Annotated in this window: 20 protein-coding genes; 18 read left to right on the top strand and 2 right to left on the bottom strand. The window is 63.8% G+C overall.

Annotation, left to right across the window (positions count from 1 at the left end; translation table 11 throughout):
- From AMC99_RS11975 to AMC99_RS11945, 7 genes are all read left to right on the top strand, one after another.
- A complete protein-coding gene (locus tag AMC99_RS11975) occupies window positions 1–720 on the top strand; it encodes a SapC family protein (RefSeq protein WP_061926840.1) in 720 nt (239 codons plus the stop codon).
- Between the two features lie 25 nt (window positions 721–745).
- A complete protein-coding gene (locus AMC99_RS11970; protein WP_083440164.1) occupies window positions 746–1,744 on the top strand; it encodes a cupin-like domain-containing protein in 999 nt (332 codons plus the stop codon).
- Window positions 1,741–3,255, top strand: a complete 1,515-nt coding sequence (locus AMC99_RS11965; protein WP_232301411.1) for a tryptophan halogenase family protein — start codon at window positions 1,741–1,743, stop codon at window positions 3,253–3,255. Before AMC99_RS11970 ends, AMC99_RS11965 begins: the two co-directional genes overlap by 4 nt.
- Window positions 3,256–3,343: 88 nt before the next feature.
- The gene (locus AMC99_RS11960; RefSeq protein ID WP_061926836.1) at window positions 3,344–4,405 is read left to right on the top strand and encodes a LacI family DNA-binding transcriptional regulator; all 1,062 of its coding nucleotides are present in this window, start codon (window positions 3,344–3,346) and stop codon (window positions 4,403–4,405) included.
- Window positions 4,395–5,597 (top strand): MFS transporter, encoded by a 1,203-nt coding sequence (locus AMC99_RS11955; RefSeq protein WP_061926834.1) that lies wholly within the window; start codon window positions 4,395–4,397, stop codon window positions 5,595–5,597. The genes AMC99_RS11960 and AMC99_RS11955 overlap by 11 nt, the downstream gene beginning before the upstream one ends.
- Before the next feature lie 78 nt (window positions 5,598–5,675).
- The gene (locus AMC99_RS11950; protein ID WP_061926832.1) at window positions 5,676–8,063 is read left to right on the top strand and encodes a glycoside hydrolase family 3 protein; all 2,388 of its coding nucleotides are present in this window, start codon (window positions 5,676–5,678) and stop codon (window positions 8,061–8,063) included.
- An 88-nt stretch (window positions 8,064–8,151) separates the two neighbouring features.
- Complete coding sequence (locus AMC99_RS11945) at window positions 8,152–9,447, top strand: sugar MFS transporter (RefSeq protein ID WP_061926830.1); 1,296 nt, start codon at window positions 8,152–8,154, stop codon at window positions 9,445–9,447.
- Between the two features lie 39 nt (window positions 9,448–9,486).
- On the opposite strand, the gene AMC99_RS11940 is transcribed toward AMC99_RS11945, so the two are convergent.
- On the bottom strand, window positions 9,487–10,695 hold the full coding sequence (locus tag AMC99_RS11940; protein ID WP_061928004.1) for a M20 metallopeptidase family protein: 1,209 nt from the start codon (window positions 10,693–10,695) through the stop codon (window positions 9,487–9,489).
- Between the two features lie 125 nt (window positions 10,696–10,820).
- On the opposite strand from AMC99_RS11940, the gene AMC99_RS11935 reads away from it, so the two are divergent.
- Both AMC99_RS11935 and AMC99_RS11930 read left to right on the top strand, forming a co-directional pair.
- Window positions 10,821–11,846, top strand: coding sequence for a diacylglycerol/lipid kinase family protein (locus AMC99_RS11935; protein ID WP_061928002.1), 1,026 nt, complete (start codon window positions 10,821–10,823; stop codon window positions 11,844–11,846).
- Window positions 11,846–12,742, top strand: a complete 897-nt coding sequence (locus AMC99_RS11930; RefSeq protein ID WP_157058378.1) for a hypothetical protein — start codon at window positions 11,846–11,848, stop codon at window positions 12,740–12,742. Before AMC99_RS11935 ends, AMC99_RS11930 begins: the two co-directional genes overlap by 1 nt.
- A 16-nt stretch (window positions 12,743–12,758) precedes the next feature.
- Here the strand turns inward: AMC99_RS11930 and AMC99_RS11925 are convergent, their stop codons facing one another.
- Entirely contained in the window at window positions 12,759–13,262 is a 504-nt protein-coding gene (locus AMC99_RS11925; protein WP_061928000.1) for a DUF2141 domain-containing protein, read from the bottom strand.
- Between the two features lie 273 nt (window positions 13,263–13,535).
- Here AMC99_RS11925 and rpe point away from each other — a divergent pair, with 273 nt between their 5' ends.
- The 9 genes from rpe to AMC99_RS11885 all read left to right on the top strand — a co-directional run bounded on the left by rpe (window position 13,536) and on the right by AMC99_RS11885 (window position 22,381).
- Window positions 13,536–14,198: a ribulose-phosphate 3-epimerase gene (rpe, locus tag AMC99_RS11920; protein WP_061926825.1), complete on the top strand. Its 663-nt coding sequence runs from the start codon at window positions 13,536–13,538 to the stop codon at window positions 14,196–14,198.
- The gene (locus AMC99_RS11915; RefSeq protein ID WP_061926823.1) at window positions 14,198–16,069 is read left to right on the top strand and encodes a heparinase II/III family protein; all 1,872 of its coding nucleotides are present in this window, start codon (window positions 14,198–14,200) and stop codon (window positions 16,067–16,069) included. Before rpe ends, AMC99_RS11915 begins: the two co-directional genes overlap by 1 nt.
- A gap of 8 nt (window positions 16,070–16,077) precedes the next feature.
- Window positions 16,078–17,667, top strand: a complete 1,590-nt coding sequence (gene purH / locus AMC99_RS11910) for a bifunctional phosphoribosylaminoimidazolecarboxamide formyltransferase/IMP cyclohydrolase (RefSeq protein WP_061926821.1) — start codon at window positions 16,078–16,080, stop codon at window positions 17,665–17,667.
- A gap of 136 nt (window positions 17,668–17,803) precedes the next feature.
- Window positions 17,804–17,959 carry a hypothetical protein gene (locus tag AMC99_RS14030; protein ID WP_157058324.1) on the top strand — a complete coding sequence of 52 codons (156 nt, stop codon included), beginning with the start codon at window positions 17,804–17,806 and terminating at the stop codon, window positions 17,957–17,959.
- Window positions 17,956–18,639, top strand: coding sequence for a peptide-methionine (S)-S-oxide reductase MsrA (msrA, locus tag AMC99_RS11905; RefSeq protein WP_061926819.1), 684 nt, complete (start codon window positions 17,956–17,958; stop codon window positions 18,637–18,639). Before AMC99_RS14030 ends, msrA begins: the two co-directional genes overlap by 4 nt.
- 43 nt (window positions 18,640–18,682) lie before the next feature.
- Window positions 18,683–19,165, top strand: coding sequence for a Fur family transcriptional regulator (locus AMC99_RS11900; RefSeq protein WP_061927999.1), 483 nt, complete (start codon window positions 18,683–18,685; stop codon window positions 19,163–19,165).
- A 79-nt stretch (window positions 19,166–19,244) separates the two neighbouring features.
- Complete coding sequence (gene dxs, locus AMC99_RS11895; protein WP_061926817.1) at window positions 19,245–21,167, top strand: 1-deoxy-D-xylulose-5-phosphate synthase; 1,923 nt, start codon at window positions 19,245–19,247, stop codon at window positions 21,165–21,167.
- Window position 21,168: 1 nt separating this feature from the next.
- Window positions 21,169–21,552: a hypothetical protein gene (locus tag AMC99_RS11890; protein ID WP_157058323.1), complete on the top strand. Its 384-nt coding sequence runs from the start codon at window positions 21,169–21,171 to the stop codon at window positions 21,550–21,552.
- Window positions 21,553–21,583: 31 nt separating this feature from the next.
- Window positions 21,584–22,381, top strand: a complete 798-nt coding sequence (locus AMC99_RS11885) for a crotonase/enoyl-CoA hydratase family protein (protein WP_061926813.1) — start codon at window positions 21,584–21,586, stop codon at window positions 22,379–22,381.
- Window positions 22,382–22,526 lie beyond the last annotated feature (145 nt).

The following is a 22,526-nucleotide window of genomic DNA, read 5'->3' as shown; positions in this document are numbered from 1 at the left end:
ATGACCGATCACCGTTTCCTCAGCAGCGAAGAACATCGCGACCTGCGCATCAACACCGGGGCCTCTGCCGAGCTCGGCGACGGGGTCATGGCAGCGATGACCGTTCCGCATGAATTTCGCCAGGTCCAGGCGCACTATCCCATCGTGTTTCGCCGCGATGCCGAAACGGGTAGTTATGTCGCCCTGGCGCTGTTCGGCTTTACCGAGGGCGAGAACCTGTTCGTCAACGACGGCAAATGGGACACGCGCTACCAGCCGCTCGCCCATTCGATCCAGCCGTTCCTGATCGGACGCCCATCGCAGGAAAGCGGGGAAAGCCAGGTCCATGTGGACATGGATCACCCACGGATTTCAACCGATGGCGAGGGGATGCGCGTTTTCGACGATGACGGCTCGATGACGCCCTATCTCGAAAACATCGTCAACAAGCTCGGCATGTTGCACGACAGCTACCAGGCGAGCGGCGCATTCTACGAAGCGATGAAGCGCTATGACTTGATCGAACCCTTCACCCTTGAAGTGCCGCTGAAAGACGGCTCGAAACACTCGCTCGTCGGATTTGCCACCATCCACGAAGAGAAGCTGCAGGCGCTGACCGGGGACGAACTGGCCGATCTGCACAAGGACGGTCACCTGATGCCGGTCTTCATGGTGCTGGCTTCGATGAGCCACTTTACCGACCTGATCGCGCGCAAGAACGCACGGATCGACATTGGCTGAGGCGTGCGCCTCTGTCCTTGATTCCATGCCGCGCATGGAAGAGCGCGAGGCAGGTGATGCCGCCGCGCTCGATGCGCTGATCTGTTCTGCCGACAGGCCATTCGTCATCCGCGGTCTCGTGGCCGAATGGCCGCTTGTCCAGGCGGGCAAGCGGTCGGCGAAGGAAGCCCGCGACTATCTGGTCGATCACGCCCGCAAGCGCCCCTTCACCGTATCTCTCGGCCCCCCGGGGCATGATGGCCGCTTGTTCTACGACAGCGATATGGAGATGAATTTCCAGACCGCGCGCGGCGACCTCGCAGCGATCTTCAAGGGGATCGACGATAACGAGGGCAGGGCGAACCCGCCGACGATCTATCTCACTTCGGTCGACGTGCATGATTTCTTCGACGGGCTGCACGAGGCGAACCATGTCGATCTGGGCAATCGCCAGCCCATCACCAGCATCTGGATCGGAACCAGGACGGTGGTGGCGGCGCATAATGATTTTCCCGACAACCTCGCCTGCTGCGCGGTCGGGCGCCGCCGCTTCACGGTCTTTCCGCCGGACCAGTTCCCCAATCTCTATCTCGGCCCGATCGATAATACGCCGGCCGGCCGTGCCGTCAGCATGGTCGATTTCCACGATCCCGACTGGGATGCGCATCCACGCTTTGCCGAGGCGGTGAAGCATGGGCTCGTCGCTGATCTCGAGCCGGGCGACGCGGTCTTCGTACCCAGCCTGTGGTGGCACCATGTCGAGGGGCGCGACGGCTTCAACGCCATGATCAATTACTGGTGGCGCGAGACCCCGCGCTGGCTGGGCCAGCCGCAGGACGCGCTCAATCACGCGATCCTGGCCGTGCGCGATTTGCCGGAAGACGAAAAGGCGATCTGGCGACAGCTCTTCGATTACTACGTATTCGAAAACGGGCCCGAGGTCGCAGCGCATATTCCCGAAGGCAAACGGGGCATTCTCGATCCGCTGACGGCCGAAACGGCAGGCCGGATACGCGCTTTCCTGATGAGGACGATCAACCAATGAACGACAGCAAACCCATGGCGAAACCGATCAAGCGGGTCGTGGTCGCAGGTGGCGGCACGGCAGGCTGGATGGCGGCGGCCGCCCTTGCCCGCGCTTTCGGAAACGTGATTGATCTGACGCTGGTGGAATCCGAAGCAATCGGGACCGTCGGAGTTGGCGAAGCGACGATCCCGCCGCTGGTCGGCTACAACCGCCTGCTGAACATCAATGAAGCCGAATTCATGCGGGAAACGCAGGCGACCTTCAAACTCGGGATCGAGTTCGAGAACTGGAAGGTCGATGGCGAAAAATACTTCCACTCCTTCGGCACGACCGGGCGCGATCACTGGGCCGCCAATTTCCTGCACTTCTGGATGCACGGGAAGACCAGGGGGCACACGGCGAGCTTCGACGATTACTGCCTGGAACTGAAGGCCGCCTATGCGCACAAGTTCGCGCAATTGCCCGACAACCGGCTGAACTATGCCTACCACCTCGATTCCTCGCGCTATGCCGCGTTCCTGCGCAAGATCGCGGAGAGCGAGGGCGCGACCCGGGTCGAGGGCAAGATCGCCGAGGTCGAACTGGACAGCGAAAGCGGCGATATTGCCGCGCTGAGGCTCGATTCCGGCAAGCGGATCGAAGGCGACCTGTTCGTCGATTGCACCGGCTTTCGAGCGCTGCTGATCGGCGGCGCCCTGCATGTCGGCTATGACGACTGGACCCACTGGCTGCCCTGCGATGCCGCGGTCGCGGTCCAGACGGAAAGCGTGCGCGAACCGATCCCCTACACACGCGCGATCGCGCATGACGCGGGCTGGCAATGGCGCATCCCGCTGCAGCACCGCCAGGGCAACGGCATCGTCTATTGCAGCCGCTATCTCGACAAGGATGCAGCTGCCGAGCGTCTGCTGTCGAGCGTCGAGGGCAAGACGCTGACGGATCCGAACTTCATCAGGTTCCAGACCGGCGCCCGGCGCAAGCAATGGCACCGCAATTGCGTGGCGGTGGGTCTTTCGGGCGGGTTCATGGAGCCGCTGGAATCGACCAGCATCCATTTGATCCAGCGCGCCGTCGTCCGCCTGATCCGCATGTTGCCCGCCGGGACGATCGACCAGAGCGACATCGACGAATTCAACGACCAGCAGCTGACCGACATGGTCCAGATCCGCGACTTCCTGATCCTGCATTACAAGGCGACCGAGCGTGGCGATTCCCCGTTCTGGCGCCAGTGCCGCGACATGGATATTCCCGACAGCCTGCAGCACAAGATCGACCTGTTCCGCCAGACAGGTCTGGTGTTCCGCAAGAACGACGAACTTTTCGTCGAGAACAGCTGGATCCAAGTAATGATGGGCCAGGGTATTGTCCCTGAATCCTATCACCCGATTGCCACCAAGCTTTCGGACAGTGAACTGGACAACCTGCTCACGAATATACGCGAATCTGTAGAAAAAACGGTTGCCGGGCTGCCCGCGCACCACGCCTATGTTTCGCAATTCTGCGGCGCCAATACAAAGGCGGCTGCCTGATTGCCGCAACAATTGCATGACATGGCTGGAACTGGCGCGGGTGTTGGGATAAGTCCGCCCGCCAAGGGATCGAAGGGGGTAACGGCAGGTGGCTAGGCGTCGCCAGGCAGTGACTATCAAGCATGTTGCAGCGGACGCAGGGGTGTCGCTGCAAACGGTCAGCCGCGTCATCAACAATGAACCCAATGTTCGCCCGGAAATGAAGGAGCGGGTGCAGGCGTCGATCGACAGGCTGGGCTATGTCCCCTCGATCGCGGCCCAGCGGATGAGCGGTTCGAGGTCCTATCTCATCCTTGCCATCAACGATCGCGAACGCACGATTGCCGACTGGCGCGAGCGCATCGGTACCGACTGGGTCGACCAGATGCTGCTCGGCGGGATGCTGACCTGTGCCGAACACGGCTATCGCATGATGGTCGAACTGGTCGACACGCATAACGACCATGTCGAACGCGAACTGTCGGCGATGATCGCAGCGCTCCAGCCGGACGGGGTGATCCTGACACCGCCGCACTCGGAAAACCCGCTCATCACCGGGCTGCTGGCCAAGCGCCAGATCTCTTTCGCACGGATCAGCTCGCTCGAGCCGGGGCCGGGCATCCGCCTGACGCTGGATGATGATGGCTCTGCTCGAAAGGCGACCGAACACCTGATCGGCCTCGGCCACACCCGGATTGCGCTGATCGCCGGGCCTGAGGAATACAGCCTCAGCGGATGGCGCATCGACGGCTGGCTGCGCGCCATGCAGGACGCTGGCCTTGCTACCGATGGCTTGTGCGAACGCGGCGACTTCAGTTTCGAATCCGGTCTCAAGGCAGCACGCCGCCTGCTCGATTCCCCTGACCGTCCGACCGCGATCATCGCTTCGAGTGACCAGATGTCGCTGGCGACGCTCGAGGTGGCTCGCGACCTTGAGCTCGAGATCCCGCGCGACCTGTCGCTCGTCAGTTTCGACAACACGCCCATCGTCAAATTCACGCAGCCTGCACTGACAGCGGTCGATCAGCCGATCGCCGAGACGATTTCCCGGGCTGTCGAACTGCTCATCAATCAGGACAAGATCGCCATGCCGACAGAGCCGATCAACGTCGAAGGTTCGCTGGTAGAGCGTGCCTCGACCGGGCCTGTGCCGGCTGCAAATGGCGGCTGACACCCCTTCGCAAGAGCGCCAGCCGCTCTGGTTCCTGCTTCTGCTGACACTGGCCGTGGCAGGCGGCGCGGTTGCCTATGTCCCCTTCCTCACCGTCCTTCTGCCGGTCCGCATCAGCGAGTTGATGGGCGGCGAGGACGTTGCAGCGCTATCCTATTCGACATTTGCAGGCGCCGTGATCGCCAGTCTCGCCAATATCGGTTTCGGCTGGCTCAGCGATCGCAGCGGCACGAGGCGCGGCTGGATCCTCGCCGGAATGATCGCCTCGGGTGCGCTGCTCGTCTGCGTCGGCTATGCCACCTCTCTCTCGCAGATCATCGCCATCGTCATGGTCTGGCAGATGTCGCTCAACATGATGCTGTCGCCATTGCTCGCTTGGGCGGGAGACTGCGTGCCGGACGAACAGAAGGGCCTGCTCGGCGGACTCTTTGCGCTCGCCCCGGCACTGGGCGCACTGTCGGGCGCCTTCGTCACATTCCCCGGGCTTGCCGACGGCCAGACGCGCCTCGTGCTGGTCGCCGCGATCGTCGGCGTGATGATCGCGCCGGCCCTCGTATTCGGTGGCGGACGGCGCATGCCCCGCCTGATGGAGCCTGCGGACAAGCTCTCTCAGCGGGCAGAGGCGGGCAAGCGCCAGCGCAAGGCCATCGTCGGGATGTGGACCGCGAGGCTGCTCGTGCAGGTATCCGAAGCCGCGTTGTTCGCATTCCTGCTGTTCTGGATGCGCTCGATCACGCCCGATTTCGGTGAGAACCGGGCAGCGAATATCTTCAGCGTCGTGCTGGTCGTGGCAGTGCCGATAGCGCTGGTCGCGGGGCGCTGGTCGGACCGCCATGGCCGCCCGATGGTGCCGCTGGCTATCTGCGCGGCGCTGTCCTCCCTCGGCCTTATCGCGATGGCGCTTGCAACGACGGAGAATTCGGCCCTTGCCGGCTATGTCCTGTTCGGCATCAGTTCGATGACGTTCCTGTCGCTCCATTCGAGCCAGACGCTCCGGGTATTGCCGCGTCCGCAGCATCGGGCGCGCGATCTCGGCTTCTTCAATCTCACCAATACGGTTCCTTCTTTGATCATCCCTGGCCTGACGCTTGCACTGGTGCCCGTCGCCGGATTCAGCGCGCTGTTCGTGCTGCTTGCTGCGCTGGCGGCGGTCGCCTGCCTGCTGATCCTCTTCCTTGCCCGCGCCAGATAGGCGCTTGATTTTCACTTCCCAGCGTGTAATCCCTCGAATTGAGAACGTTCTCAAAAGGGCGTTTGGGAGGGATAATTCGTGAATACCGCTTTTCGTGCACTTCATTTTACTGCGGCGATTGCGCTTGCGGCCGGCCTCGGCGCATGTGCCACCACGCCTGTTGAGCCCGTTGAATCCGCAGCCGCTCCCGCTGCGAGCGAAGACGAGCAGGTTGCCGCCCTGCTTTCGAAGATGAGCCTGGAGCGCAAGGTTGCCCAGCTGATCCAGCCGCAGATCAATTCGTTCACCGCGCAGGACATGGAGCGTTATCGCTTCGGCAGTTACCTCAACGGCGGAAACGGTGGCCCCTATGGCGACGAATTCGCCAGTGCCGGCGAATGGCTGCGCCTCGCAGATGAAATGTACGATGCTTCGGTCAAGCCGCTGCCCAATGGCGAGCCGGCAATCCCCACCATGTGGGGCACCGATGCCGTGCACGGGCATACCAATGTCACCGGCGCGACCATCTTCCCGCACAACGTTGGCCTGGGCGCGACGCATGATCCCGATCTCGTCCGCCGGATCGGCGCGGCCACTGCGGCAGAAATCGAGGCGACCGGCATCGACTGGAACTTCTCGCCGACGGTTGCCGTTGCGCAGGACGACCGCTGGGGTCGGGCCTACGAAAGCTATTCCGAAGACCCGCAACTCGTCGCCGAACTGGGCGCGGCGCTGGTCGAAGGCTTGCAAGGTGCGCCGGGTACCGATGATTATCTCGGCGATCGCCGGGTTATCGCCACGGCCAAGCACTTCTTCGGCGATGGCGGCACGGCGCAGGGCATCGACACCGGTGACGTCCATGGCGACATCGAGGAACTGAAGAAAATCCACGCAGTGCCCTACCCCGTCGCGATCGACGCTGGCGTGCAGGCGGTGATGGCCAGCTTCAATTCGATCAACGGCAAGAAGATGCATGGCAACGAAGCCTTGCTGACCGGCGTGCTGCGTGACGAAATGGGCTTTGACGGGCTGGTGGTCGGCGACTGGAACGGCCACGGCCAGGTCAAGGGTTGCACCGTGACGGATTGCGCTCAGGCTCTGAAGGCCGGCCTCGACATCTACATGGTGCCCGACGACTGGAAGCCGCTGCTCGAAAATCTCGTCGCGCAGGTCGAGGATGGCACCATCCCGATGGCGACCCTCGACCGTGCGGTTGCACGCATCCTGAAGGTCAAGCTGCGCGCCGGGATAATCGGCCCCGATGCAAAGCGTCCATCCGAACGCGGCGTAGGCGGCCAACTCGATATCGTCGGCTCGCCCGAACACCGGGCGCTCGCACGCGAGGCGGTGGCAAAATCGCAGGTCATCCTGAAGAACAACGGCGTCCTGCCGCTGAAACCGGGCGCTAGGTTCCTCGTCGCCGGAAGCGCTGCGGACAGCATCCAGCAGGCGGCCGGTGGCTGGACCCTGACATGGCAGGGTGGCAGCGAGCTGACCAACGATTACTTTCCCGGCGCGACCTCGATCTACAAGGGCATTGCCGACGAAGTGGCTGCGGCTGGCGGCAATGTCATCCTGTCGAAGGATGGCGACCTGCCGCGCGGCGTGGTCGATGCGGCAATCGTCGTATTCGGCGAACAGCCTTATGCCGAATTCTATGGCGACCGTAAGAATCTCGCCTTCTCCGACGAAGAGGGGCTGGCGCTCATCCGCAAGCTCAAGAAGGCGAACATCCCGGTGGTCGCAGTCTTCCTTTCGGGGCGTCCAATGTGGGTCAATCGCGAGCTCAACGCGGCCGATGCCTTCGTGGCAAGCTGGCTGCCCGGCGGTGAGGGGGCAGGCGTGTCCGACATCCTGTTCGGCAAGCGCGAGGCAAGCGGGCGGCTATCGTTCAGCTGGCCGGTCGAATGCAATGGCAAGCCCGTCAATGGACCCGAAGGCGCCCTGTTCAAGCGCGGCTATGGCCTCGCGACCGGCCAGACCGGTGGTCCCGATGTGCTGAGCGAAGAATGCGGGTTCCTGTCCGACGCACCGTCCAACGCGTGGTACGAAAACGGCCGCCTGTCGCAGGGCGTTACCGCTTCTGCCGGCGGCAAGGCGCTGCCAGACCTGCGCGGCGAAGCGGCGGGCATTACTGCACGCGGCATCGATCGCCTGCGACAGGAAGATGCGCGCGAAGTCACTTTCGAGCCCGGTTCCTCGCTCACTATCACCGGCGACGGCAGCAAGGGCGGCGATTTCGTGATCGATTATTCGGTTGCAGCCAGCCCGACGGCGCCGGTGACGGTCAAGGTGGGCGACAAGGTCCTCGACGTCACCGCAGACCTTGCGGTCGCGGGCGGCAAGGACTGGCGCCAGATGATCCTGACGGAAAGCTGCATCGCTGGCGGAAACGCCATCACGATCACGTCGCAGGGTCCGCTCAAGTTCAGCATTTCGGGCATTGCGCGGGTCGATTTGCCCGAAGGCACGGACTGTTCGTTCTGATCGGACGTATTCGAATACGCATGGACGCGCCGAGGGTATGCGTTAGTCCATGCATTCCGCATCAAGCGGGAACCTGGGAGAGAAAATAATGGCACTCGCACCCGATGTTTCGTCGAGCACGGATCCGTCGCCGATCGAGGAAGAGGGCAACGGCATCCACGCCCCCGGCCTCAATTACTTCGTCTTCGGCCTGTTCTTCATCTTTGGCGGGATCACGTCGCTTAACGATGTGATCATCCCGAAGCTGAAAGAGCTTTTCACGCTCAATTACACCGAAGCGATGCTGATCCAGTTCTGCTTCTTCGCCGCATACGCCCTCGTCGGCATCCCCGGCGCGAAGCTGGTCAAGAAGATCGGATACATGCGCGGCGCGGTCGCAGGCCTCGTCACCATGATTGTCGGCTGCCTGCTGTTCATTCCGGCGAGCCAGATCGTTGCCTACCCGCTGTTCCTCGGTGCGTTCTTCGTTCTCGCAAGCGGCGTGGTGATCGTGCAGGTCGTCGCCAACCCCCTGATCTCGCTGCTCGGACCGCAAAAGACCGCGCACAGCCGCCTTACCTTCGCGCAGGCTTTCAATTCGCTCGGCACGACGGTTTTCCCGATCGTCGGCGCGGCGGTCATCCTGGGCAGCCTCGCCAACGTCACCGCCGATCAGCTGAGCGGCGCGGAACTGACCGCCTACCGCCAGGCCGAAAGCGAAGCGATCTGGCAGGGCTATCTCGGTGTCGCCGTCCTGATTGCGCTGGTCGCGCTCGCCGTGTGGATGTTCCGCAACCGGCTGCAAGGCGAACGGCACGAAGCATCGGCAGGGCTGGCAGGCCTCGACCTGCTGAAACGCACCCGCTTCGGTTTCGGTGCGCTGTGCATCTTCCTTTACGTGGGGGCAGAGGTCTCGATCGGTTCGATCATCATCAACTACCTCGCCGAGGAGCGCGTGCTGGGCCAGCCCGAAAGCGTGATCGGCTGGATGATCGGCCTCTATTGGGGCGGCGCCATGGTTGGCCGCTTCATCGGCTCGGCCTTCCTCCGCATCTTCTCGCCGGGCAAGATCCTCGCCTTCAACGCGACCGGTTCGATCCTGCTGATCCTGATCAGCGCGAACACGTCGGGTGAACTGGCGGCCTACAGCCTGCTCGCAGTCGGCCTGATGAACTCGATCATGTTCCCGACCATCTTCAGCCTCGCCTGCGAAAAGCTGGGCCCGCGCGCTGCCGACGGTTCGGGGATCATCAACGTGGCGATCTGCGGCGGCGCGATCGTGCCGCTGGTGTTCGGCGCGGTGGCCGACGCGACCGGCGGCAATCTGGCGCTGGCGCTCGCCATTCCTGCGATCTGTTACGCCATCATCGCCGGCTTCGGGATTTTCGCCCGCAAGCCGGCCTGACCGGGGAACTCTCCCTGAAACTACTCGGGCGCGGCGGGGTCAGTCCCAGCCGTGCTCGAGGAATTTCAGCGCACATCCGGCCAGCATGGCCGTGCCGCGCGGCAGGGCGGCTTCATCGACATGCATCCGCGGCGAATGGATCGCGCAGCACGAACGCCAGTCGTCACCTTCGCGCGCCACGCCGAGGAAGAACATCGCCCCCGGCACCTTCTCCAGGACGTAGGAGAAGTCTTCTGCGCCCATGATCGGCTCGCCGAGCGTGCGCCAGCCTTCCACTCCGCCGAGTTCGGTGGCAACGCCCTGACCCAGGGTCACAGCCCGTTCGTCGCAGATGGTGACAGGGAAACCGTGGCGGATCGTGCAGATCGCCTCGACCCCGTAAGCGGCCGCGGTCTGCACCGCCACTTCCTCGATCAGGCGATGCACCTTCTCGCGGTGCTTCGGCGTGAGCGTGCGCATCGTGCCGCCCAGTTCGACATCGTCGGCGATCACGTTGTGGGCGGTCCCGGCGTGGATCTTCGTCACCGTCACGACAACCGCGCTTCCGGCGTTGAAGCGGCGAGTGACCATCGCCTGGATCGCGCCGACGATGGCGGCAGCCGCCGGAACCGGATCGGCACAATCATGCGGCATGGAGGCGTGACCGCCCCGGCCTTTTACGGTGATGGAAAATTCGTCCGCCGCAGCCATCAGTGGACCGGCGCGCCCGGCCAGCGTGCCGAAACGCGCATTGGGCATGATATGGAGCGCGAAGGCGGCATCGGGCAGCGGGTCGAGCAGACCGTCGTCGATCATGAAGCGGGCGCCATGATACCCCTCTTCGCCCGGCTGGAACATGAAATCGACCGTGCCGGAAAAACTGTCGCGCCGGTCGCTCAGCAACCGCGCTGCACCTGCCAGCATCGCCGTATGCGTGTCGTGTCCGCAGGCGTGCATGCGGCCGGGGATGGTCGAGGCGAAATCGAGATCGGTCTTCTCGTCCATCGGCAGCGCGTCCATGTCGCCGCGCAGGAGAACGCGGCGCTTCTCGCCCGCAGCCGCTCCAGTCCCTTCCAGAGTTGCCACAGCACCGGTGCACGAGGTGCCTTCGCGCCATGTCAGCGGCAGGTCGCCAAGCGCCTCTCGCACTTTGGCGAGCGTCTTGGGCGTTTCCAGCCCCAGTTCGGGTTCGCGGTGAATGGCGCGGCGCAGCGAGACGATGCTTTCGGACAGGCCGGAAGCGCGTTCGAGGAGGTCCTTGGTCAGCATGGCGGGCATCGTAACCCAAGCTTGCCGCGACGTCGCCGTAATTTCGTCACCCTCCTTGGCCGAATTGTTACGGAACGGAGAAAATTATAGCCCCGAGTCGCGGTTTGGGGGTAGATGCTGTCCCCATGGCCAAGTCGATCTACGATTTTGCGCAAGGCTCGTCGCATCCATCGGATGGCGGCAGCGAAAGCGCCGGGACCGCCGTGGGCGCGGAGCACCCGACCGTTGGCGTCATCTACAATCCGCGCAGCCACCGCAACAAGGGCCGCGATCTCAATTGCGACCACACGCCGCATGTGCAGGTCGTGCAGCCGGGCGACCGTTCGCAATTGCCGCAGGCGCTTCAGCGGCTCGCCGATCGCGGGGTCGAATTGCTCGTCATCAATGGCGGGGATGGAACGGTGCGCGACGTGCTGACCTTTGGCGCTGCCGTGTTCAAGGACAACTGGCCGACGCTGGCCGTCCTGCCCAAGGGCAAGACCAATGCGCTCGCCGTCGATCTTGATGGACCGGCCGACTGGTCGTTGCAGGAGGCAGTCGATGCCTATGACAACGGCCGCAGGATCCGTCGCCGCCCGCTGGTCGTGACGCGGCTCGACGAAGAAGGCGTGCCTGTCTTCGGCTTCATCCTCGGCGCGGGCGTTTTCACCCTTGCGACGGAAGCCGGGCAGGGGGCGCACAAGCTCGGCGCTTTCAACAGCCTTGCTGTCGCAGTCACCACCGGCTGGACCATGCTCCAGCTTTTCGGGCGTAGCAGCAACCGCTGGCGCAAGGGTGTGAAGATGCAGCTGTTGCTTGGCTCAAATCGCGTGCCGATGGAGCATAGCGGCAGGGGCGATCCTGCCAATCGTCAGATCTTGTTCGCTTCGACGCTGGAACGCTTTCCCGCTGGACTGAAGCCCTTCGGCGCGCTCCGAAACGGCCTGAAAATTGCCGTGCTGGACCAGGTTACCCGCCGCACCATGGCCTTCATTCCCGCAATCCTGATGGGCCGGATGAACAGGAACCTACGCAAGCGCGGCATCCACCAGTTGACCGCCAGCTCGTTCGAAATGGAGCTTGAAGACAGCTTCATCCTCGATGGCGAGGCCTTTCCTGCCGGACGCTACCGCGTCGATCAGGGCCCCGAACTCGAATTCGTCGCGCCGTGATGGAGGCGCTCGAAGAGCGCATCGGCAAGACCCTGTCCGCACCGGTCAACGATGCGGTCGCGTCGTTCGCAAGCCGGCTGGCGCAGGAATGCGGTGCGCTGGCCGTGCTGTTCTATGGCTCCAACCTGCGCACCGGATCGCTCGACGGTGTGCTCGACTATTACGTCCTGCTGCCCGGCGAACAGGCGGAGCGCATCTGGCCGCGGGTCAGCTACCGCGAATGGGACCACAACGGCGAAACGCTGCGCGCCAAGATCGCCACAATGTCGCTCAAAACCTTTGCCGAGGCATCGCGGGGCGAATTGCTCGATACCACGATCTGGGCACGCTTCGTCCAGCCGAGCGCGCTGGTGTGGGCGCGTGACGAGGCGGCTGCGGCACAAATGCGATCGGCCATTGCCTCTGCCGCGCAGACTGCGACGCGGCTGGCGGTTGCGCTCGGCCCCGAACGGGGCACGGCGGAGGATTACTGGCGGGCGCTGTTCCGCGCCACATACCAGGCAGAATTCCGGGTCGAGAAACCGGGGCGCGAAGATTCGATCCTGTCGGTCAATGCGCAGCATTTCGACGGGTTGCTGCCACTGGCGCTGGCCGCGCAGGGCATCGAGTTCGGCCGTGCCGGAGATGTGATCGAGCCCAAGATGGCGGAGCCGCTCCGCCGCCAGGTTCGCGCATGGTGGGCGAAGCGCCGCCGCATGGGCAAGCCGATGAACGTTATCCGGCTGGTCAAGGCGAGCACCACTTTCGACGGCGCGGCGCGCTATGCCGCATGGAAGGTCGAACGCCATACCGGCGTGCCGGTCAAGCTGACGCCGTGGCGCGAAAAACACCCGGTGCTTGCGGCACCGGGCGTGTTGTTCAATGTGTGGTGGGAACGCAGGAAGCGCGGCGACTAACCCGCGCGTCAGGCGATCACATGTATTTCATCGTGATCGCGATCGACTTCACGCCGCTGCCAACTTCGAATGCGGTCTTCCTGTAGTTGGGCTTGCCCATGTTGAGGATGTTGATCGACGGGTTGTTGGACATCCCGCCGCCATCGCTCGACAGATCGGTCTTGCCATTGCCGTTCATGTCGTGGCGTACCGCGATGCCATAGGTGCCGGACGAAGGCACCGGCACGCAGACCGTCATCGAACCGGCACGCGCCGGCGTTTCGATGCGGCTCAGCCAGCGGCCCTTTTCAAGCCAGTCCGAAGACGTGCCGTAATAGCTCTGCACGCGCACCTTGCCCTGCGAGCTTTTGACGCCATTGATCGTCACGCGCACCGCCGGACCTGCGCCCGGGGCGCAGGATCGCATGTCGTTGGAGATTTTTTGCCGGTACTGCGGTTGCGCGATCGTCGGCACGGCAAGCGCCATTGCGCCAGCGCCGAGTGCCGCCATGATCAGGCCGGTTTTTGCAATATCGTTCATCGTCATCCCTGTTGTTTCGGAAATACCGCGCGCAATTTCAAGACGCACGGCCCGGTAGTCTTGCGCACTATTTGCCAGCATGGCGCTGAATTGGCGCTGAACTTGTCCAATTGCCGCTGTTCAGGTCCGAAGTAAGCCGCAATTGTGGAAATTCGCCGCAGGAAGCGCCGTCCTCTGGGGAAAAGGGCGCGCGCGGGATTGTGGCGCATCGGCGCGAATCCTAGTGCGATGACAGAGCGCCCCCGCATTTCCAGCAAGGTTGGTGGACCTAACATGGCGACACCGCTGATATCACCCTCGATCCTCTCGGCCGATTTCGCCCGGCTTGGCGAAGAGGTGCGCGCCGTCGACACTGCCGGAGCGGACTGGATCCACATCGACGTGATGGACGGGCATTACGTGCCGAACATCACGATCGGGCCCGACGTGGTGAAGGCGCTTCGCCCGCATAGCGACAAGACCTTCGACGTCCACCTGATGATCGCGCCGATCGACCCCTATCTCGAAGCCTTTGCCGAGGCGGGCGCGGATATCATCACCGTCCATCCGGAAGCGGGTCCGCATATCCACCGCACGCTGCAGGCGATCCGTTCGCTGGGCAAGAAGCCGGGCGTCGTGCTCAATCCCGGCACGCCGGTCGAAGTGCTCGACAATCTGATCGACCTCGTCGACCTCGTGCTGGTGATGAGCGTCAATCCCGGTTTCGGCGGGCAGAGCTTCATCCATTCGCAGCTCGACAAGGTCCGGCGAATCCGCGCCATGATCGAAGCGACCGGTCGGCCGATCCATCTCGAAGTCGATGGCGGTGTAAATCCCGAAACGGCCAAGCTCTGCGTCGAGGCTGGTGCCGATGTGCTGGTTGCAGGCTCTGCCACCTTCAAGGGCGGTCCCGATTGCTATGCAGCCAATATCGCTGCGCTGAAGGGAGCCGGCTGATGGACACGCTGTTTTCCAAGACCGACGACGAACGCGACCTGTTCGAAGCGAGCGAGCCGTCGGAGGCCGCCGAAAGCAGGGCCATCCCGATGAAGCGCGAGGACAGCCAGCCTGTCCTGAACGATCCCGAGGAAACGGCTCCGCTTGCTCCGTCACGGGCATTGGCGCTGAGCGATTTCGTGCCGCCTTCCGCCGGACCGGGCGAGCGGCTGATCCGGCTTGCCTATCGCATGGGCGTTTCGGGTTCGACGCTGGCATCGCCGTTTCGCAAGCCTTCGAGGACGCGGCTGCTCGCCACCGTTGAAAGCCCGCTGCCGGGCGACCGCGCTGCAGGGATGGCCTTGCGCGCCGGGCATTTCCTCGTCCACGGGGTGAAGGCTCCGATCGGGCAGATGGAGTTTGCATCCTCTTCGCGTCTGACGCCGCCGTTCGAGCGTGTCGTTCACGGTTTTTCGTGGCTGCGCGACCTGTCCGCCTCCGCCCCGCGCGAACAGTGCATCTCCACTGCCGAGCGGATCTGCGGGGCATGGCTCGATGCCAATGAGAAACCGGCCAAGGGTTCGGCATGGACGGCGGAACATGCCGGGCAGCGCCTGCTCGCATGGCTGGTCAACGCGCCGCTGGTCCTGTCGGGACAGGATGCCAAGCTGCGTCCGCGCATGCTCGCGGCGATCGAGCGCACTGCCCGCTGGCTCGACCGTAACGCTGCCCGTTCGACCGACCAGCTCGGCCAGGTGGCAGGCTGGACCGCCATTACCGCTGCCGGGCTCCTTCTGCCCGATGGCAAGCCGCGCCGCCTGTTCGGCGAAGCTGGTCTGGTAAAGGCGCTGGGCGAACTCGTCGCAGAGGATGGCGGCGTGCTGTCACGCAGCCCCCTGGCGCAGATGGATGCGATCGGGCTGCTGGTGGACCTGCGTGCCTGTTATGTCGCGGCCGATCGCGAGATGCCGTCTTCGCTGGGCGTGATGCTCGAACTGCTCGTCCCGCCGCTGCTGGCCCTGCGCCATGGCGACGGCGGGTTGGGCAGCTGGCAGGGTGGCAGCGCGTTTTCCGCCAACCGGCTTTCCGCCTTGATCGAGGCGAGCGGGGTTCGCACCCGTCCGCTGAAAGAGGTTCGTCAGTGGGGCTATCACCGGCTTTCGGGCGGCCAGACCACGGTCCTGTTCGATGCCGCACCCCCGCCCAAGCCGCGCCATGCGCGCTGGGGGTGTGCCTCCACCCTTGCCTTCGAAATGTCCGAAGGGCCGCACCGCTTGATCGTCAATTGCGGCGGGGCCGCGCTAGCCGGGGGCCAGGTACCGGCCCGGATCGAGCAGGGCCTACGCGCCACGGCAGCGCATTCGGCGCTGGTGCTCGACGATGTCAATTCGACCGCGGTGATGATGCACGGCCAGCTCGGCAAGGGCGTCGAACAGGTCGAAGTCGAAAGCCGCACCATGCGCCGCGGCGGTGAAGAGGCGATGCGCATCGAGGCCAGCCACGATGGCTATGCGACGCGTTTCGGGCTGGTTCACCAGCGCATTCTGATGCTGCGCGGCGATGGCCAGGAATTGCGCGGCGAGGATATCCTCCTGCCCAAGAACCAGAAGGGCAAGCGCGGCAAGATCGACTTCGCCATCAGGTTCCACCTCGGCCATCAGGTCGAGGTTCGCCTGTCCGAGGATCGCCGCGGTGCCAGCTTGCTGCTGCCGAGCGGCAGCCTCTGGCAATTCCGCCTCGGCGGTGACGATGGCAATGCCGGCGTCGCGATCGAGGAAAGCCTGTGGGTCGACGGCGAAGGGCGGCCCCACCCGATCCAGCAGCTCGTGGTGCAGGGAATGACACAGCGCAGCGGGGGACAATTCTCCTGGCTGCTCAAGAAGATGGGATAATTTTTCCGGTGAGTGAAGTTCAGATCAAGCGGGCACTGCTGTCGGTGTCCGACAAGAGCGGATTGGTGGAACTGGGCAAGGCGCTGGCCCAGCGCGGCGTCGACCTGGTGTCGACCGGCGGCACGGCCAAGGCGTTGCGCGATGCGGGGCTCGACGTGCGCGACATTTCCGACCTGACCGGATTCCCTGAAATGATGGATGGGCGGGTGAAGACCCTACACCCCAAGGTCCATGGCGGATTGCTCGCCGTCCGCGACGATCCGGCGCATGCGGCCGCCATGGCAGAACACGATATCGGGGCGATCGACCTCGTGGTGGTCAATCTCTATCCCTTCGAACAGACGGTGGCGAAGGGTGCAGAGCGCGACGAAGTGATCGAGAACATCGACATCGGAGGCCCGTCCATGGTTCGCAGCTCGGCCAAGAACCATGCCTATGTCACCATCGTCACCGATCCGGCGGATTACGACACCCTGGTAGAGGAAATGTCGTCGACGGGCGGTGCGACCACGCTCGATTTCCGCAAGCGCATGGCGGCCAAGGCCTTTGCCGCAACAGCCGCCTATGATTCCGCGATCAGCCAGTGGTTCGCCTATGCCGACCAGGGCGAGATGTTCCCCGCCAGCCGCGCGATGGCCAGCACGCTCGTCTCGACCCTGCGCTATGGCGAGAACCCGCACCAGCACGCAGCACTCTACGTTCCCCGGCGGGTGGTGGCGAAGGGCCTGCCGCAGGCCGAGCAGGTCCAAGGCAAGGAGCTGAGCTACAACAATTATAACGACGCCAATGCGGCGCTCGAACTGGCGGCGGAATTTGCCGGCGGCGAGCCTGCCGTGGTGATCGTGAAGCACGCCAACCCCTGCGGTGTCGCCCAGCGTCCGACCCTGCTCGAAGCATGGGAAGAGGCGCTCGCATGCGATAGCGTTTCCGCGTTTGGCGGGATCGTTGCCACCAACGTCCCGCTCGACGGTCCGACGGCAGAGGCGATCTGCAAGATCTTTACAGAGGTCGTCGTGGCTCCGGGGGCAGACGAGGCTGCCCGCGCCGCATTTGCCAGGAAGAAGAACCTGCGCCTGCTGATCACCGATGGCCTACCCGATCCGCGCCGACCCGGCGTGACGCAGGTCGTCATCGCGGGCGGATTGCTCGTCCAGACCCGCGACAATGGCGCGATCTCCGAAGCTGACCTGAAGGTCGTGACCGAGCGAGAGCCGACCGCACAAGAACTGAAGGATTGCCTGTTCGCCTGGACCGTGGCGCGCCACGTCAAATCGAATGCCATCGTCTATGCGCGTGACGGCGCGACCGCAGGCATCGGTGCAGGGCAGATGAACCGGCGCGACAGCTCGCGCATTGCCGCGATGAAAGCGGCAGAGGCGGCCGAAACCTACGAATGGGACCAGCCGCGCACCATCGGCAGCGCGGTCGCCTCAGACGCGTTCTTCCCCTTTGCCGACGGCCTTCTTGCTGCGGCAGAGGCAGGCGCGACCGCCGTGATCCAGCCGGGCGGTTCGATCCGCGACGACGAAGTGATCGAGGCGGCCAACAAGGCGGGTCTCGCCATGGTCTTCACCGGGATGCGCCACTTCCGCCATTGATCCCACGTCAGCCGGACAACCCCAACGCGTCGGCCATCGCTGGCTGAACGCGGCACAACAGCTGCGTTCACCAAATGCTAAGCGCGGGCGCCTATAACCCCGGCTAACGAACGAAGCAGAGACAAGAGAATCCGCCATGGGCCTGTTCAAAGCCGACCTTTATCGCAATTTCGCCATCGGTTTCGCGATCGGTGCTGCGGCGGTGGGCGCAATGACGGCCGACGAGTGGAAGGCCGAGATTGCAACTCCGGCCTATGCCGCCACGGCGGAGGCCGCTAGCATCGGGCAATGATGCGCGTCCTGCCTATCCTCGCAGCATTGGGTCTTGCCCTGGCCGGGTGCCAGGGATCTGCCGCTTCGGCAGAAGAGATCGTTCGTGCGCCAGCAGCCAAGCGGATCGCCAATGAAGAGGCGGGCCTGAAGACCGCGGTTTTCGCCGGCGGATGCTTCTGGGGCGTCGAGGGTGTCTTCAGCCATGTGAAGGGCGTGAAGGCGGCCATGTCCGGTTATCACGGGGGCAATGCCGCGACCGCCAATTACAAGGCGACGAGCAGCGGCGTGACCGAGCATGCGGAGGCAGTGCGGATCGTCTACGACCCCATGGTCGTGCGCTATGACGAATTGCTGCGCATCTTCTTCTCGGTCGTGGCCGACCCGACGCTCCGCAACCGGCAAGGCCCAGACGTGGGCGCGCAATACCGTGCTGCGCTGGTGCCGATGAACGCGGAACAGCGCGCGGTCGCTACAGCCTACCTCAAGCAGATGCAGGTTTCCGGCGTGTGGGACAAACCCATCGTCACCGGGATAGAGAAGTACCGCAAATTCTATCCGGCAGAGCGGTATCACCAGGACTTCATGGCGAAGAACCCGCGCCACGGATACATCCTGCGCTGGGACGCGCCGAAGGTCGTCGGGCTGAAGAAGCTCTACCCCGACAATTACCGCGCCACCTACCTGCGCGACGCGAAGTAACGCGCGAGTAGCGTATCTTGCGCAGTCGGCCTATATGGTGCCGATGGCCCACGCACACGCAGTCACGCACGACCACGCCCACCACGAACATTCCGGCCGCAAGCTGATCGACGCCGCACGCGAATCGCTGGTCAAATCCGGCGAACAATGGACCGCGATGCGCGAATCCGTCTTTGCCGAGCTGGCCAAGCACGATCGCCCGACCTCCGCCTATGACATTGCCGACAATTTGTCGCGCAGCCGGGGCAAGCGGGTCGCGCCCAACAGCGTCTACCGCATCCTCGACCTGTTCGTGGCGAACAACCTCGCCCTGCGCGTCGAAAGCGCCAACGCCTATCTCGCCAACACTCATCCGGGCTGCGAGCACGATTGCATCTTCCTGGTTTGCGACGAATGTGGCGAGGCGACCCATATCGACGATGACGAGGTCAGCCGCACGGTGCGCGGCATCGCCCAGCAGCACGGTTTCAAGCCGGAACGCCCGGTGATCGAGATCCGCGGCCTGTGCAAGGCATGCGCGGGTTGATGTCAGCGCCAGACCGTGCATTTCTGTCGGTGAAGCGTTCATCGACAGTTACAGATTTCGTGTGTAGAGCCTTTTTCCCATGAGTAATCCTCCCCTTACACCCATGCTCGACAAGGTGGTGACACCCGACGACCTGCGCAAACTCGAAAAGAGCGATCTGCGCCAGCTGTCGGACGAACTTCGCGCCGAAATGATCGACGCGGTCAGCACCTCGGGCGGGCATCTCGGTTCCGGCCTCGGCGTCGTCGAACTGACGGTCGCGATCCACTATGTCTTCAACACGCCGCAGGACAAGCTGGTGTGGGACGTCGGGCACCAGTGCTATCCGCACAAGATCATCACCGGGCGCCGCGACCGCATCCGCACCCTGCGCCAGGGCGGCGGCCTGTCGGGCTTCACCAAGCGCAGCGAGAGCGAATACGATCCCTTCGGTGCCGCGCACAGCTCGACCTCGATCAGCGCCGCGCTCGGCTTTGCCATGGCCAACAAGATGCAGGACCGTCCGGGTCGCGGCATCGCCGTGATCGGCGACGGCGCGATGAGCGCCGGCATGGCCTACGAGGCGATGAACAATGCCGAACAGGCGGGTAATCGCCTGGTCGTGATCCTCAACGACAACGACATGTCGATCGCGCCCCCGGTGGGCGGCCTGTCGGCCTATCTCGCGCGCATGGTGTCGAGCAGCGAATACCTCGGCCTGAGGTCGATGGCGTCCAAGATCGCCAAAAAGCTCGGCCGCCGCGTATGGGGCGGGCTGGAAAAGGCGGAGGAATACGCCCGCGGCATGGCGACCGGCGGCACGCTGTTCGAAGAGCTGGGCTTCTATTACGTCGGCCCGATCGACGGCCACAATCTCGACCACCTGATCCCGGTGCTGGAAAACGTCCGCGACAGCGAACAGGGCCCGGTCCTGATCCATGTCGTAACGCAGAAGGGCAAGGGCTATGCCCCGGCCGAAAACAGTGCCGACAAGTATCACGGCGTCGCCAAGTTCGACGTCATCACCGGCGAACAGAAGAAATCGTCGGGCGGCCCGCCCGCCTACCAGAACGTCTTCGGCGAAACGCTGGCGAAACTGGCCGACAGCGATCCGCGCATCTGCGCCATCACCGCCGCCATGCCGAGCGGTACTGGCGTCGACAAGTTTGCCAAGGCGCATCCGGATCGCAGTTTCGACGTCGGCATTGCCGAACAGCACGGCGTTACTTTTGCCGCCGGCCTGGCAGCAGAGGGCATGCGTCCCTTCGCCGCGATCTATTCGACTTTCCTCCAGCGCGCCTATGACCAGGTGGTGCACGACGTGGCGATCCAGAACCTGCCCGTCCGCTTCGCCATCGACCGCGCCGGTCTGGTGGGCGCCGACGGCTGCACCCATGCAGGGTCTTTCGACATCACCTATCTCGCCACCCTGCCCAACATGGTCGTGATGGCCGCCGCCGACGAGGCGGAGCTGGCGCATATGACCTACACCGCGGCAGAGTATGACGATGGCCCCATCGCCTTCCGCTATCCGCGCGGCAGCGGCGTCGGCGTCGCAATTCCGGAAAAGCTGGAGAAGCTCGAGATCGGCAAAGGCCGCGTGATCCGTGAAGGCACGAAGGTCGCCATCCTGTCGCTCGGTACGCGGCTTGAAGAAGCGAAGAAGGCTGCCGACCAGCTGGAGGCCAAGGGGCTTTCGACCACGGTCGCCGACATGCGCTTTGCCAAGCCGCTCGACACCGAACTGATCGAGAAACTGATGCGCAGCCACGAAGTGGTGGTGACGGTCGAGGAAGGCGCCGTTGGCGGCCTCGGCGCGCATGTGCTGACCTTTGCCAGCGATACCGGCCTGACCGATGCCGGGCTGAAAGTGCGCACCATGCGCCTGCCCGATATCTACCAGGACCAGGACGATCCGATGAAGCAGTATGACGAGGCGGGCCTCAACGCGCCGCATATCGTCGATACGGTGCTCAAGGCATTGCGGCACAATTCGGCAGGCGTCGAAGAGGCGCGGGCCTAAGTTGCTTTCGACACTGCGAGCAGCAGCGTACGGCACAGTCGTTTTTGGCCTGAGTGCTTGCGGTTCGATAGTGGATCGCGGCCCCGAAATTGGCGCACCTATTTCCTCGCAAGATTTGATTGTTGTAGGGCGTCTCGCGCATCAATCCGCCGAACCGCCTGATTTAGACTCTGGCGACCTGCTAGGCCACGGCTGGTTCTTCGCCGACTTCATCATCAGAAAAATCGAAGTTGGGGACATCCCCAAAGGGACGGTTCGGGTTCGATACTTCGGGCACACCTATTTGCGTGACGACGTGAACTTCCGGTTTCATCTCCGTCCGACCGGCGAGGGTGACTATTTCGTCTGTCGTCCACTGGACAGTGCCGGCTACGATTGCGATTGAAGATTCTCCTCAACCGACTGGGAGCCTAGATTTGAACCTCCTCCAGATCGACACTGCCGAACACGTCACAACGCTGACGCTCAACCGACCCGACACGATGAATCCCCTGGGGGCCAAGGGTGACGGCGATGCCTTTGCGGCGGCGTGCGATGCGATCAACGCAGACATGGATGTACGCTGCGTGATCCTGACCGGGGCGGGGCGGGCCTTCAGCGCAGGCGGCGATATCAAGGCAATGAAGGAGCGGACCGGCACCTTCGGCGGGACCGCGCCCGAAATCTCCGATGGATACCGCAACAACATCCACAAGGTGCTGCGCGCGCTCTATGGCCTGCGCGTGCCGCTGATCGCGGCGGTCAACGGGCCGGCGATCGGGCTGGGCTGCGACCTAGCCTGCCTTGCCGACATGCGCATCGCCAGCGAGAAAGCCAAGTTCGGCGTCACCTTCCTCAAGCTCGGTATCATTCCCGGCGACGGCGGCACATGGATCCTGCCGCGCATCATCGGCGAGGCGCGCGCTGCAGAGCTGTTCTACACCGGCGACGTGATCGACGCCGCGACCGCGCAGGACTGGGGGCTCGTCAGCCGGGTCGTCGATGGCGACGCGCTGATGGCGGAGGCTCAGGCGCTCGCCACCAAGATCGCCGCCATGCCGCCGCATGCACTTCGCCACGCGAAGAACCTGATGCGGCAGGGACGCTCCATGTCCTATGACGGCGCGCTCGAACTGGCTGCGAATACGCAGGCGCTGATGCACCTGACCAACGACCACATGGAAGGGATCGATGCGCTGCTCGAAAAGCGCGCACCGCAGTTCAGGGGCGAATAGGACGTTCTTGTCGCCCTACCGCTAAGCTGCTTGAGGGCGGGTCTGTCCTACAGCGCGGCGTCGGGCTAGATTGGCTGCCGCTCTTTCAAACCGTCGGGATCCGCGGAAAGCAGGCGTTTTTGGCCGCATGGACTGTGTTCCATGT

Source organism: Altererythrobacter epoxidivorans (assembly GCF_001281485.1).
Classification (GTDB): Bacteria; Pseudomonadota; Alphaproteobacteria; order Sphingomonadales; family Sphingomonadaceae; genus Erythrobacter; species Erythrobacter epoxidivorans.
Note: the sequence above shows the minus strand (reverse complement) of the source record. Positions and strands in the feature narration are given on the sequence as shown.